Origin of the sequence: Brucella pseudogrignonensis (assembly GCF_031454375.1) — a bacterium.
Lineage (GTDB): Bacteria > Pseudomonadota > Alphaproteobacteria > Rhizobiales > Rhizobiaceae > Brucella > Brucella pseudogrignonensis_A.
The window spans coordinates 1-13,675 of record NZ_JAVDQT010000015.1 but is presented as its reverse complement, the minus strand read 5'-3'; the positions used below and the strand labels follow the sequence as shown (position 1 = coordinate 13,675).

Here is a 13,675-nt window from a genome sequence, read left to right as displayed (position 1 = left end):
CATTGATATCAGTGAACCAAAAGCCGTCGAAACACCTCTTAAGGGACCGCGGCCATTTCATGTGATCGATCATGATGGGAAAATTGTCGTCAACTTCGATAAGGGCGGTTACGCAGAAATTCTGAATGCTTATGAGCTTTCTCAAGGTGAGCTGAAAGGTAGCCAGTTAAAGCAGGCCAGAGCGCATCATGGCTTCGCTGCACCGGTCGGAAAAAATTGGGTCACGACAGTAGCGTCAGAAGAACCTGTTGAGGGCGACAAAGCTCCAACACGTGTCGGTCTTCAAGCCGTAAAAGCTGACGGCACTCCGATTGGAGACGTTGCGACATGCACCGGTATTCACGGAGAAGCTTTTTCCGGCGTTTATCTGGCGGCTGGCTGTAAAGAAGGCATTTTGACAGTAACTGCCGGCCAGGATGGACCACAGACAAAAATGCTGACCTATCCAGCAGACTTGCCGGGCGGTCAAACAACTGGCACGCTGCTTGGTGCAAAAAGTATGCAGGTATTCCTCGGAAACTATGGGCCTAAGGGTCTCGTTGTTGTGGATCCGGTTGATGAACCGAACTTCCGCTACATCGAACTTCCATTCCGCCGCATTGATTTTGCACTTGATCCGGCAAATGCCCGTTTCGGATATGTGCTGACAGAAGATGGCACGCTGCATCAGATTGATGTTCTGGAAGGCAAACTTGGCAAGAGTGCTAAGGTAACAGAACCTTATTCAATGGATGGTCATTGGAATGATGCACGCCCACGCATTGCTATGGCTGGCGATGAAGTCGTTATGAGTGACCCTAATGCGGGTGTCGTTCGCCGCATTTCCAAAACTGATCTGAAAGAGCTTGGTACAATCAAGGTCGAAGGCAAGCCGTACAATATTGCGGTTGCTGGCGGCAGTGGTAAAGTTCATGAGCATGGCCATGCTCATAGCCATGGAGATCCTCAGATTAATAAGGGTATCTTTGAAGATAGCCAGATCAAGGATCGCCCTCTTTCCGACTACGAAGGCGACTGGCAGTCAGTTTATCCATATCTTCAGGACGGAAGCCTCGATCCTGTCTGGAAACATAAAGCAGAAGGCAGCGATAGAACGGCTGAACAGATTCGGACAGAATATGACGCTGGCTATAAAACGAATGTAGAACGCATCACCATTGAAGGCGATAAGGTCTCCTTTTACGAGGATGGCAAGCCAGCCGCAGGTCATTATACCTACGACGGTTACGAAGTTCTGACCTATAAGAAGGGTAATCGTGGCGTTCGCTTCATCTTTAAAAAGACAGATGGCGATGCAGAAGCTCCGCAATTTATCCAATTTAGCGATCATGGGATTTATCCTGCGAAGGCACACCACTATCACCTTTTCTGGGGCAATGACCGCACTGCCCTGCTCGATGAAGTTGTCAATTGGCCGACATATTATCCATCGGCTTTGAACTCGAAGCAGATCGTTGAAGAGCTGATCGCTCACTAATTTACTGCAAGTTTTTTGCGGCGCCCGTCTTCAAATGGGGTGCCGCAAATTGCAAAAGATAATATGAGCAATCCATTATCTTCAGCAGCCGTGTCCCACCAGTACCTATAGAAATCCAACTATGTTTTCAGCATAGTTGAATAGCGCGACGTTCATTTGGTAAGAGCTCTGGCGTGACTTTTGCTTAGCTGGCTCGATCAAGCCCAATCAGCCATAGTTTTTCCTTGAGAGTACGTTGGTGCTTTCAAAGCTGCAAGTAAGTAATCTCGAGTTCTCTCCAGCATGGCTAAGCCGGTTCAAACGACGTTGTCCTGAGGCATGAAAGACAATGGCGTTCAGGAATTGGTCGATAAACGATAAGTTGAAGCGCACTTGACCGGAGAGTTGTGCTTGAAAATGAGGTGTTAAAGGCTCATCAATATCAAATGCATCATTAAAGACGACAGACCGCTCAAATGCTATTGACTGGTGATCAGCATCGATAGGTTTGCGCACAACGCGAGGGGGGCTGATGTTAAATTGACAAACTTTTCCAATCTGTGAATATGGCTTGCACAGACAGGAGAGTTTGATGGCAACGATGAATGTATCGCTCCCCCACCCTATGAAAGAATGGGTTGAGGCTCAGGCCAAAACAGGACGCTATTCGAACGCGAGTGATTATGTGCGCGACTTGATCCGTAAGGATCAGATGTGTGGCGATAAGATCGCAACAATACAGCAATTTGTCGATGAGGGTCTACAAAGTGGAAAAGGAACTCGTTCGCGGGATGATCTCTTTGCCATGGCAATTGCTAACACCGAACAATCTCTGAAACGCAACTGATGGAATTAAATCTCTCGCTTCAGGCGGAGGAAGATATCATTCAGACTTGGTTAACACGTTGGATCTGATTGCCAAAAATCCTTAAATGGCACGCGAATGGGTTGAAATCTCTCCACCTGTTCGTATTCATCCGTTTAATGCTTATCTGCTTATTTATCAAATTGGACAGAGCGGAGCCGCATTTGTGATTAGTGTGCAGAATGCATTGGAAGATTGGATTAGCGAACCTTTCTAACGCTTGTTTGTGAAATTCAGCCGGAATTGGACCCGGTTGTGTGTTTGATGCTGACCAGACCCAGCACTTTTATTCTACCGAAACCTTTGTCTGATTCCGTAATTGTGTGGGTTAATCCGAGATGGAAACGTGGCTAAAAATCAGCAAAACTCGAAAGCCTCAGGCGAAATAGTGCCGCCGCTGCCAATGGACGCACCAGGTTGGCTTATAAGTTGGCCAAGACGTTGTTTTTGCTGTTGCGCGAGTGATGTGCTTGACTGGAAATGAAAAGAGTTGTTACTCGCTTAGGGCAACGATTTGGTTCGGTCTAAAATTTACGTCAAAATAATGTAGATATATCACACACATATCTTGTAAGAGTGTTTCTGATTTCAATCTTTAATTAAGAGGCAGTTGTTGGTGAACCGAATTTCGTTGCGCGAGCGTAAAAAGCACGAAACACGAGAAAACCTAATACGAGCCGCGATTAGTCTCGCGGTTGAACGCGGCGTTGCGAAAGTTCGCGTTGAAGATATTGCAGCCATGGCTAACGTATCGCCTCGAACCTTTAATAATTATTTTTCCTCGAAAGAAGCTGCGATTTTGGATGTCGCTTTCCAACTAGGTGTGCGTATTAGCCACTCTATCGCTCATGCAGCGCCGGAATTAAATACAGATGAAGTTTTTCGCTCAGCGATTATTTCGGAATTTCCCGAAGTACCACGTAAAGATTGGCTGTCGCAACTTGTCTTAATGTATAATGATCCTGACCTCATAGTGGAGCGGCGCCGCATTGATGGACAAATTGAACTTATGGCAGCCAGAGCCATCGCGCAGAGAGAGAATATCGATGAAATGCGTGATATTTATCCGCGTCTGGCTGCCGCAGCTATGATAGCTACTGTTCATGTGGCAATTCAACATTGGCTGACTTCAGAGGCAGAAACCGGGTTCAGGGAGACGCTACAGGACGTGCTGGATCTTGTGAAAGTGGCGCGTCCGTAGTTTCAGATCCACTGTCAGTTAGAACATTTTCTCCACGGTTTCATCTACCACATCTTAGGATGTGGTATGGGCGCCTTGGCAATGATCTGCATATTTTATTAGTTGTTGATCGCAGCGCATCTCCGGCTGGCTTTGTCGTATTTACTCCAACGCAGTGATTATCTGGTTGTGCTTTCAGCCTGATATGCTCAAACGATTATTGCGATTAAATTGCGCAATCAGAAAAATTGCGCTGCACGCAATAATTTATCTTGATAACGATTGTCATATTATATAGTGATGCCGCCTAAGAGTTTTGGAACACAGGATCGCGTTCGAAATGGTTTCCGACAAGTCAGCACATCGCAGATTAGCAACATGCATCGTAACATGTTATTTGATTAGCCCCGTTATGATTATCGCTCGAGCTGAGGCTCAGGATGCGATCAAGCTTGATCCAGTTGTAGTTCAGGGTAAAAACACTTCCAAAGGAGAAGGATTGGGTGGGGGGCTTCAATCTGAGGGTTATGTCGCGAAAGAAACCTCAATAGCCACTAAAACTGATACGGATATTCGTCGGGTTCCTCAGTCTGTCGGCACTGTATCTCGGAAAGAACTTGAAGATCGAAATGTGCAGTCACTCGTTGAAGCAGCTCGATATACAGCAGGCGTGCGAGTGGGGCAGTTTGGATTCGATCCACGTTTTGATACGATATTTATGCGTGGTTTCAATGTTACAGATACCGGCTTCTATCGAGATGGGCTTAGAAGCCTAGGGGGGCCGTTCTCGGTTTTCCGCCATGAACCATATACTCTGCAAGGGGTGACTTTCCTCAAGGGTCCAAGTTCGGGCGTTTACGGATCAGGTGCGCCAGGCGGAATTGTTAATGTTATCTCAAAACGCCCCACAGAAGAGCCGTTTCATGAAATCGAAACGCAGTTCGGAAGCCACCATCGCGCGCAATTAAATGTTGATACGTCAGGGCCCGTGGGTGGAAACGATAATTTTTTGTATCGTTTGACTGGAGTTTGGCGCTCTGCTGATACTCAGTTTATTGCTGCGAGAGATGACAAAATATCAATAGCGCCAGCTTTTACATTCCGTTCGGATGATAGAAAAACACAGCTCACGGTACTTGGTGAATATACCGACTTCACAAGCGGCGGTGCTGCTGGTTGGTATACACGGCCACCGGGGATAATCACGGACTACGAACAAGGTGATCGCCGGTATAAGGACTATGATGGTCGCCAGTACAGGATCGGCTATGAGTTCGAACACGAAATCAATGATAACTTAGCCTTTAAGCAAAACTTGAGATACCAAAACATCAATACCGATATGAGGTACGTTGGTATCGCGCTTATCTTGGGTGATACAATAATCCGTGCACCTGAGCGCCTTCGTGACGAAGCGCGGGGCGTCGTCGTCGATAATCAGTTGATTTGGAATTTTGCGACAGGTGGGCTGGACCATAAGCTCATCACGGGTCTCGATTATAGTTATGTTGATTATCGTTGGCGCTATGGCCGCGGATCATTGATGTTTGAACAGATTGGTGACCCTCTTGCATTTGGCGACATGCCACTTGAGCCACCAACAGCTCTTGATCTTTTTGACCAAAGGACAAAGCAGCGCCAGACTGGCTTATATGTTCAGGATCAGATCGATTATAATCAATGGTCTTTTACTGTTGGCGGAAGGTACGATTGGTTAGATACGAAAACCATAGATATGCTTGAAAGCACGGAGACCAGTCGACGCCAAAATGACAGTAAGCTAACAGGTCGCGTAGGGCTGTCCTACCTCTTTGAAAACGGTATTTCTCCCTATGCTAGCTACTCTACATCCTTTGCGCCGACAATCGGTGTATCCGCAGAAGGAAATACTCTGAAGCCCACTGAGGGCAAACAGATGGAGCTTGGTATAAGATATACCCCCGAAGAGCTCAATATGTCTGTTAGTGCGGCGGTGTTTGATATCAAGCAATCTAATATGCTCATCAGACGAGGTAATAGCTCAATCTTCCAGGACCAAACAGGTGAAGTCAGCTCAAGAGGCTTTGAAATTCAGGCTACGTCCAGCATCACAGATTCTCTGAGTATCAACGCTGCCTACACCTATCTCAGAATGAAATATCACGAGGGTGAGTTTGCTGGGAATTTCCCTGCCGGTATCCCGGATCAGCAGTTCTCTATTTGGAGCCAGTATAATGTACTTTCGGGGCCACTAGACGGTGTCGGTGCAGGGGCAGGTATTCGCTTTTTAAATTCAAGCTATGCAAACGACGCGAATACTATGAGAAATCCATCGCGAACCCTCGTTGATGCGAGTTTGTCTTACGACTTTGGTAAATTGAAACCAAAACTTGAGGGGTTAAGTGCACAGGTATCCGCCAAAAACATTTTGGATAATCGCGCAGTTACGTGCACCAATCTGAATTGTTACCGAGAAGAAGGGCGTAGCATAATTGGATCTCTGAAGTTCAGATTTTGATCCCATCTTATGAACGCGGCATTGTGGATGGGCCTTGTGCCTGTCCACTTAGCATTGTCTGAGAGTTCAGAAGGCTTAAATTTAATGACGACATTCTGTTCTGAGGCAATTGTGAAGGCCGATAATCTGGCCACGATTCTGCCAGCATTGCTTGAGCACATGAAAGAACATGCAACGGTGAACTATACTGCCAATGGCGCAACGATTGTTAGTCCGTTCGGTAGCGTGGAAATCATTCGGCATTTAGAAGAGCTGCTTTTGGAAGTGAGATCTTTCACGCCCGAAGTGTTATCATTGGTGAAGATGTTTATCGCTGAGCATGTTTTCGAGTTTGCAGGGGACACGGCTTCGATTGTGTGGTCGGACGAAGCTGAACTGGAACAAGCTCCTGATCATTTTCAGGAACTAATAGTGACAGATGTCTTCGCTATAACTCCACTTATGCGCCGCGTAACCTTTTCATGCGAGAGAATATCGGCATTCTTAGGTGAGGCAGGTTACCACGTTAGGCTTTTGCTAGCGCCATCTGATACGAATCCCGTGTGGCCGACACAAACCGCTGACGGGCGCCTTAAATGGCCATCGGGTGAAAACACGCTTATCAGCAGAGTTTACACCATAAGCAATGTCGACGTACTGAATAGTCGCGTGGCGATTGATTTTGTTCTCCATACGCATGCTGGTCCTGCGTCATTATGGGCATCGCAAGCATGCAAAGGCAAAAAAGTTGGTATACTGGGCCCAAGTGGTGGAAAGCCAGGCATTACAGATAGCTATTTTATATTTGGCGATGAAACTGCAATCCCGGCGATTTCACGCTTATTAAGTGAGCTTCCCGCAGATGCGCGCGGTATGGTTTGCATTGAAGTACAGAATGCGGAGGAAGTTCAGCAAATAAGTCATCCGGCTCGTATTGAAGTTCGATGGTTGTTTAGAGAAACTGCGGCTGCCGGAACGACGACACTTCTGCAAGACGCCGTTATGGCCTTGCCAAAACCGGCCCTTAACGAAGCCTGTTATGTATGGGTTTCATGTGAATTATCGTCATGTCGTGTTATTCGGGCTCATCTTCGCGATAATTGGAAAGCGCATAAGAGTGAATACTTGGTGACAACTTATTGGCGTCGCGGCAAAGCCGGAATTGAGGTTCGCGATGAACATTGAGTGGAACAATAGCCTGCCCAAGGTGTCAGTGCAGCGTCTCATTATTGGGTTGGGTGGGCTTTATGTTGCCCAAAGCATCATTGGATCAATGATTTTTGCGGGCCTCCCGGCGGTCATGCGCCAGTCAGGTGCATCTCTCAACGAGATAGCGTTTACTTTGCTTGCAGTTTTGCCATGGTCGCTGAAGTTTCTTTGGGCCCCTGCGGTTGAACGTTTTCGCGCGCCGCATGGCGGTCATCGACGTTCCAGACTGACGGTTTGCATAGTTGGAATTTTTTCTGTTGGAGCCGTAGTCGCTCTTGCATTAACGGGTCCAACAACAATAGGCGCATTGGCGGTTGCCATGATGATTGCCTCATCCGCCTCTGCAACAATCGATATTGCGTGCGATGGACACGCCGTAGAAAGCTTTTCAGAAGAAAACCGTGGCTGGGGAAATGCAGCCCAGATAGGCGGTGCATACCTAGGCGCTGCTCTTGGTGGCGGTATCTTCTTAATTATGCTTGATCATTGGAGCTGGCGAACCTCAAGTCTTGCTATGGCGGGATTGTTAGTCTTGCTGGCTCTTCCATTCTTGCTCACGCCTGACGGGGCGCTCGCACCGCGCAGTGACCGACCATCCCCATCGCTCAAAAATGCATTTAAAAGAGCTGAAATTCGATCGGGTCTTATACTGGTAGCAGTTTATGTGTTTGGTCAAAAATGGGCAATGACTATGATAGGCCCATTCCTGATCGATACAGGTATGAGTCTCACGACGCTTGGAACCCTTAATGGGATAGGCATCACAGTCCTTGGCCTTGTGGGGGCAGTTGGAGGAGGATATTTGGTGCGACGCTTCGGTGCCTATCCGGTAATGTTCTGGACTCTGCCTGCTCAGGCCTTAGCAATGTTCTCGTTGGCAATGATTGCTTATTGGCATATAGGTTCATTACCACTATTGATGTTCACTCTGCTTATTTCAGCCACAATGTTTGCTCTTGGTTTTGTGGCGCTTTATTCAGAACTTATGGGTCGCGCGTCTCTTGATCAGGCAGGGGTAGATTTTACGCTGTTTCAAAGTGCAGACGCGATTGTGAGCTTAATTGGCTGGCAACTGGCAGCGACTGCTGGTGAGGTCTTTGGTTACGCATTTTGTTTTGCTTCGGCAAGCGCTTTTGGTTTGATTACCTTGATCCTTTTGCCGCGGCTTCGCGAAAAGCATTGAGTTTTGATCGAGTTAAATGAGCTCGTAAAGCGATGTGATCCCGCGACATTGTTTCATTAAAGTAATCTTAGCAACAATTAGTTTTCAGAGAAGTGACGAAGTCATACTTTACCCGTATTAACCGACAGCAATCATAGGTCACAAAACAATTCAGGTATGCTTTCCAAATTAAATGGCTTACCATTTATCTGCAAATTAAGCTGTTTCATGTAAGTGATTGCATCGTTGGCGGATGAGTAATGATTAACTTTAACGCCATAAAAAGCAGAATATTGTGAGGAAAATACATATGCGAGATGAGGCGGTGTGATGATTATCAATCCCAGTAAAAGATCTCGTAACTGATGCTTATTTTCGCAAACCCATTTTTCACGATCGCTACAGCCAATGTCCAATTCTTCCAGCGAGATGGGATCAAGAAATCGAAGCACTGCCCAAAATCTTTTGTCCCTATTTAGCCAAGAGTTCCAGTTTTCGCGATGCCAAGCATATGAATATGCGGAATTGCGCCCGGCGCACAAGGTTAAGTGAACAGGCCCTTTAACAAAACTTTGTAACATCGGCAGCCTTTCGAGGTGAGTGATTGAATTGTGGCGGGTTATTCATCGTGCGATGAATACTCATTTGTCGAATTCTTCAACCGATACAGTGGCCGTTCGGCCTGCAATAAGCCTTATGTTCTCTGGGTTATTATCAATTTCTATCCTGACGGGAATTCTTTGCGCCAAACGGACCCATGAGAATGTAGGGGCTACGCTGGCGAGCGAGCCAGCAGTGTCGCTACGCTCATGGTCTTCAATGCCCGCAGCGATACTAGCAACATGGCCGGTAATTGAGAACGGTTCGCCCATAATGTCGATCTTAACCCGATCATTGATATGAAGCCGCCGCAGTTTAGTCTCCTCAAAATAGCCAACCACGTAAATGGCTTCCTTTTCAACGAGTACACCGATTGGACTTCCTGCGGTGACATAGTTTCCGCGACGTAGGGTGAAGTTGGTGAGTTTTCCTGATGCAGGAGCAATCACTGTCGTACGTTCCAGATCCAGTTGTGCTCTGGCATATGCTGCTAATGCTGATTGATATCTGGCTTGCGCTTGATGCATTGCACTTTCGGCCTGTTGGGACTGTTTGAGGCTTGCCGCCTCTTTGGATATAAGCATCTGATATCGCTTGAAATCATCGCCTGCGAGGTTTGCTGCAGCACTCGTGCTTTTAACGGCAGATGCTGCTTCACGTAATGCAATCTGAAAGCGAGTTGGCTCGATACGAAAGAGCGGCATGCCTTCGGTGATTTGCTCATTGTCCGTTACAAAAACTTCTTCTACGGAACCAGAAACGTCTGGGGCGAGGCGAATGACATCTGCACGAATGCGAGCATCACGCGTCCATGGAGTTTCCATATAGAAAAACCATAGCTGCTGACCAATCACAATTGCACTTCCAACCATGGCCAGCGTCAATAGGATCTGTCCAAACTTCATAGTGATCCATTTCATATTAATACCAGTGGAGTATGGTGGATAGACCGCCGAGGATTGTGATATAAAGTGCGAAGTTGAAGAGAGAGGGATGCCAGACTAGTTGGTAGAAGCCAGAGCGGCTTAATATTGATAGGACGATGCGGAATGTGCAAAACGCCACTAAGCCGAGCGCAGCGATTGAAGGGATAAAGACACCGTAAACATCTAATTCCGCGTTCAAATTTCAGCCCTCCCAAATGTCGATAACTTAGAAACGGGAGGCTCTGCGTTGGGCGCGAGAGAAATACGTAGGGCAACTGCTTGCACTAAAAGCTCGTCTTCTTCAGCAATCCTGATCTTACTTAGTCCATGATGGATGAGTTCATCCAAAACGGCTAAAATCTTTTCCCGGCACTCACTATGATGTAAAGCTGCGCCATCTTTGAAAGACCTCATCATCTTAAGAACCGCATCTGTTTTCTTAAGCATATCTGTCGGTAAATACCCGCAGAGCTCTTGTAGGGCTATTAACGTGAGAGCCAGACGCAGGCTGCGAATGAGGTCGGTATCGGCCGCATAGGACGAAGGTGGTAGTTTGGCTGCTCTTGATGTAAAAAGGCTTGCGACATCAATCACGTGGTGATGCGTCAAATTAGCATCTTTGTGTTCGCCAGATGCTATCCTTCTGAAGTGCTTTTTTATGACGGACAATAACCGCCTTGCGTTGGTTTCTGCCTTCACAGAACGAAATATACTGCAAACCAAGATCGTCCAGACCATTGCAAGCATTGTCGAGATTCCAGTATTCGTGAACGCTAGAAAGTCACTTTGTTGCTTTGCTTGAATTGTGAGAAGGAGTGGGAAATTAATGCACAGTCCCATACCTAAGATTGCGAGTGATGGAACCGCAAGGCATACACTCGCCGGTAATAGAAACAATGCCAGTACCGCCACAAGCGGGATAAAGCCATCAATCATTGGCAGGATTGCGAACCCGTAAATAAATGCGGCGAGCATAGAGCCAATAGAGACATATACAAATTTGCGCATAGCAGGAACGGGATCATCCATCGCCGCCAATAGACAACAAAGAACACCGGATATTTGAGCGAATGTCATTCCATCTGGCCAGCCACTCGCAATCCATAAAAAGGTTGACGATGCAAGGCAGATAGCAACAGCAAAAGCGGACAAGGTCGCCATGCCGATATCACGGTGTAGCGCTGGATACTTAACTTGATGAGTGTTGTTTCGGCGCTTTGTCTTAATAGTGTTTTCTTCGTTAATAGATGTGCGCTGTTGGCTGCATTCGTTCGACAAGTCTGTAATATTTACGAGGTTTCGAGATGCATTAATAAGAACGAGTTGTTCATAAGAGCAGCGAGCGTCTCTCAAACCATTCAGATTTATCAGGGTTACGTCATTTTTAGGTTCCCTTTTCGAAGGATGGGCCCACTCTGAGATTGATTGTAGAGCTTGTTTGGCTCGGTTCGTGCCCAGTGTGGAAATCGCCCGGTGTAAATCTTCGAGTTCACCAAGCAAAGGTATCAACGCGACCATTCTGTGTTGTAAAAACTTCATCTGTTCGATGAGATGTCGATATCGGGAGCCATCAAACTCCAGATGGACGGTGAGCAATCGAATATCCATTGCCTCCGTCGCGAGTTGATGTCGTGCCATTTTATGGTCATGCACTTTCACTGCTTCATTCACCGTCTCTCTCAACAGATTCTGTGCTTTTGCCAGCCAGCTATCAATTCTGCTGATAAGCACCGTTCCAACGTGGGCAGGAAAAATGATATGGCTGATCAGAGATGAGCATATAATCGCTATTCCTATTTCTTCGACACGAGATACTATGGTGTCGAACGTATTCTCAGGCACTGAGACCAAAGGAAGTCCTGCAAGAAGTACCGTATATCCAGCAAGCATCGGAACATATCCACGAGGCGTTCTGTCCAGTAGACTGATGAAGGTACACGCAGATACCCATAAGATGATCGCCCCGGATAGTAATATTGGTTCGTTGACAAGGTTTGGTACCATGATCAGTGTAGCGGCAGCGCCTATGACTGTACCTGCCAGTCGGTACGCTGCTTTTGAGGATACAGCGCCAGACAGCGGATGGGCGATAATATACACCGTCGCGACGGCCCAGAACGGTCTGGCAACGTCGAACCTGATTGCTATGAAATAAGCAAGCATTGCTGCCAGAAAGGTCTTTATTGAAAAGATCACATTGGCAGTGCTGAAGATATTCAGCGCGCTCATTGCTTGACCCACGGAGAGGTTTCTTTTCTTAAAATCGCTCCATAAATATCTGGAGAAACATAAAAGAAAAATGGTGCGATGGTACATGCATGTAAATATGCGTCCGCAGCCTGGTGCTCTGAGGCGCAACTGTCACTCGTTTTACACGCAGTCCATCCGGTAAATGGTTCGCCGACTATGTGTCGGATTTTATTGCGAAAGTAGAGAGAACATTTTGCATGCGACATGGCGTTGAATTGCCTTCTTAAACAATGGTCAGGCAAGGAAGGGTTGCGTGCCGATGATATTTTCGGCTTACCATTGCCATTTTTAAAGTGATGCTTTGAGCTCGACACTATCGACAAAATGGAAGAATGAATTTAGATATTGTCTCAAATGATGACGAAATCCCACCAAAATACTTTGTCTCTAACGGCCGCTGGGGACAATTTTGACCTTGATACATCGACCGTAAGAGCAGCGGCTGTAAGGATCGATGTCTCGCAGAATGAGCTTGAAGCACCCGAGCATCATCATCGTAATGGACAGCTTGTGATGGCTTTGAGAGGAGGGGTTACATGTCGAGTTCCGCACGGAATGTGGATGGTACCACCTCACTGTGGGGTCTGGGTTCCAGCTGGTATGGTTCACAGCAATGTAGCAACCGCCAATGCTCGCTTGTTTTTTCTATTTATTGAGCCTGGGACGGCTGAACTCCCTGATCGCTGCTGCACGCTTTCTTTGACGCCGCTAGTGAGAGAACTCATCATTGAAATGGCTGATCATTCCGAGGTCGCAAGATCTGACCGCGAATTGGTGACAGACCTGCTTCTGGCTGGATTGCAAAAAATGCTGATCGAAGATTTACATCTGCCAATGACAGATGAACCCCGCCTTAACCGCATTGCAATGGCATTGACAGCTAATCCTGCTGACCGCAGTACAATTACGAATTGGGCAGGCCGCATGGCGATGAGTGAAAATTCTCTTGCTCGGCTTGTTCAGCAAGAAACGGGCCTCACCTTTGGGCGCTGGCGGCAACAGTTTCAGATAATCGTTGCCATTCGAAGCCTCTCTTCTGGCTCTACCGTGCAGCAGGTATCTCACGAACTCGGATACGAGTCAGTATCGGCGTTCATTACAATGTTTAAAAAGGCGCTTGGATCATCACCCGCGAGATATTTTAGGAAACTCAGCCAAAAATCTTGACTGGCAATCAGTATGCAGCACTTAAGCTTTTTAATTGGTTCAGTTGAGCCGTTAAAACGGCTCAGATGGTTATTTTAAGCTCTAAATATCGGCGCGCACGTTCTGCTTCTGCGTGCCTAGACCTTCGATGCCAAGCTCGACAACATCGCCAGCCTTGAGATAGCGCGGTGGCTTCATGCCCATGCCAACGCCCGGAGGCGTACCGGTGGAAATGATATCGCCCGGCTGCAACGACATGAACTGCGACAGGTATGAAACCAGATGACGCACGCCATAGACCATAGTCTTGGTCGAGCCGTCCTGCATGGTTTCGCCGTTGACCTTGAGCCACATGCCAAGGTTCTGCGGGTCAGCAACTTCGTCCTTCGTCACAAGCCAAGGGCC

12 protein-coding genes are annotated in these 13,675 nt (G+C 47.2%); 7 read left to right on the top strand and 5 right to left on the bottom strand.

The genetic code is table 11. The features are described 5' to 3' along the window. The first annotated feature begins 787 nt into the window (after positions 1-787). The 6 genes from J2782_RS22165 to J2782_RS22140 all read left to right on the top strand — a co-directional run bounded on the left by J2782_RS22165 (position 788) and on the right by J2782_RS22140 (position 8,369). Complete coding sequence (locus tag J2782_RS22165) at positions 788-1,477, top strand: ZinT family metal-binding protein (protein WP_404989702.1); 690 nt, start codon at positions 788-790, stop codon at positions 1,475-1,477. A gap of 571 nt (positions 1,478-2,048) precedes the next feature. Next, positions 2,049-2,303, top strand: coding sequence for a type II toxin-antitoxin system ParD family antitoxin (locus J2782_RS22160; RefSeq protein WP_310016241.1), 255 nt, complete (start codon positions 2,049-2,051; stop codon positions 2,301-2,303). 634 nt (positions 2,304-2,937) lie between these two features. Beyond that, positions 2,938-3,522 (top strand): TetR/AcrR family transcriptional regulator, encoded by a 585-nt coding sequence (locus J2782_RS22155; protein ID WP_310016239.1) that lies wholly within the window; start codon positions 2,938-2,940, stop codon positions 3,520-3,522. A gap of 319 nt (positions 3,523-3,841) precedes the next feature. Further along, positions 3,842-5,998, top strand: a complete 2,157-nt coding sequence (locus J2782_RS22150; RefSeq protein ID WP_310016237.1) for a TonB-dependent siderophore receptor — start codon at positions 3,842-3,844, stop codon at positions 5,996-5,998. A 9-nt stretch (positions 5,999-6,007) separates the two neighbouring features. Then, positions 6,008-7,162 (top strand): DUF2218 domain-containing protein, encoded by a 1,155-nt coding sequence (locus J2782_RS22145; protein ID WP_310016236.1) that lies wholly within the window; start codon positions 6,008-6,010, stop codon positions 7,160-7,162. Beyond that, positions 7,152-8,369 carry an MFS transporter gene (locus tag J2782_RS22140; protein WP_310016235.1) on the top strand — a complete coding sequence of 406 codons (1,218 nt, stop codon included), beginning with the start codon at positions 7,152-7,154 and terminating at the stop codon, positions 8,367-8,369. Before J2782_RS22145 ends, J2782_RS22140 begins: the two co-directional genes overlap by 11 nt. 131 nt (positions 8,370-8,500) lie before the next feature. Here the strand turns inward: J2782_RS22140 and J2782_RS22135 are convergent, their stop codons facing one another. The 4 genes from J2782_RS22135 to J2782_RS22120 are packed head-to-tail and all read right to left on the bottom strand — an operon-like array spanning position 8,501 to position 12,190. Continuing rightward, complete coding sequence (locus J2782_RS22135) at positions 8,501-8,929, bottom strand: hypothetical protein (protein ID WP_310016234.1); 429 nt, start codon at positions 8,927-8,929, stop codon at positions 8,501-8,503. Positions 8,930-8,989: 60 nt separating this feature from the next. After that, positions 8,990-9,868 carry an efflux RND transporter periplasmic adaptor subunit gene (locus tag J2782_RS22130; protein ID WP_310016233.1) on the bottom strand — a complete coding sequence of 293 codons (879 nt, stop codon included), beginning with the start codon at positions 9,866-9,868 and terminating at the stop codon, positions 8,990-8,992. Position 9,869: 1 nt separating this feature from the next. After that, positions 9,870-10,073, bottom strand: coding sequence for a DUF1656 domain-containing protein (locus J2782_RS22125; protein WP_310016232.1), 204 nt, complete (start codon positions 10,071-10,073; stop codon positions 9,870-9,872). After that, positions 10,070-12,190 carry an FUSC family protein gene (locus tag J2782_RS22120; protein WP_310016230.1) on the bottom strand — a complete coding sequence of 707 codons (2,121 nt, stop codon included), beginning with the start codon at positions 12,188-12,190 and terminating at the stop codon, positions 10,070-10,072. Before J2782_RS22120 ends, J2782_RS22125 begins: the two co-directional genes overlap by 4 nt. Positions 12,191-12,478: 288 nt before the next feature. On the opposite strand from J2782_RS22120, the gene J2782_RS22115 reads away from it, so the two are divergent. Then, positions 12,479-13,291, top strand: a complete 813-nt coding sequence (locus J2782_RS22115) for an AraC family transcriptional regulator (RefSeq protein ID WP_310016228.1) — start codon at positions 12,479-12,481, stop codon at positions 13,289-13,291. 81 nt (positions 13,292-13,372) lie between these two features. On the opposite strand, the gene J2782_RS22110 is transcribed toward J2782_RS22115, so the two are convergent. Next, the coding region (locus J2782_RS22110; protein WP_310011013.1) for a fumarylacetoacetate hydrolase family protein at positions 13,373-13,675 on the bottom strand (303 nt) is incomplete at its 5' end.

Bases quoted from the DNA above. Each gene is read 5' to 3' on its own strand.
- J2782_RS22165 (WP_404989702.1), top strand. From the start codon at position 788: ATGAGTGACCCTAATGCGGGTGTCGTTCGCCGCATTTCCAAAACTGAT.
- J2782_RS22160 (WP_310016241.1), top strand. From the start codon at position 2,049: ATGGCAACGATGAATGTATCGCTCCCCCACCCTATGAAAGAATGGGTT.
- J2782_RS22150 (WP_310016237.1), top strand. From the start codon at position 3,842: ATGGTTTCCGACAAGTCAGCACATCGCAGATTAGCAACATGCATCGTA.
- J2782_RS22145 (WP_310016236.1), top strand. From the start codon at position 6,008: ATGAACGCGGCATTGTGGATGGGCCTTGTGCCTGTCCACTTAGCATTG.
- J2782_RS22140 (WP_310016235.1), top strand. From the start codon at position 7,152: ATGAACATTGAGTGGAACAATAGCCTGCCCAAGGTGTCAGTGCAGCGT.
- J2782_RS22135 (WP_310016234.1), bottom strand. From the start codon at position 8,929: ATGTTACAAAGTTTTGTTAAAGGGCCTGTTCACTTAACCTTGTGCGCC.
- J2782_RS22130 (WP_310016233.1), bottom strand. From the start codon at position 9,868: ATGAAATGGATCACTATGAAGTTTGGACAGATCCTATTGACGCTGGCC.
- J2782_RS22120 (WP_310016230.1), bottom strand. From the start codon at position 12,190: ATGTACCATCGCACCATTTTTCTTTTATGTTTCTCCAGATATTTATGG.
- J2782_RS22115 (WP_310016228.1), top strand. From the start codon at position 12,479: ATGATGACGAAATCCCACCAAAATACTTTGTCTCTAACGGCCGCTGGG.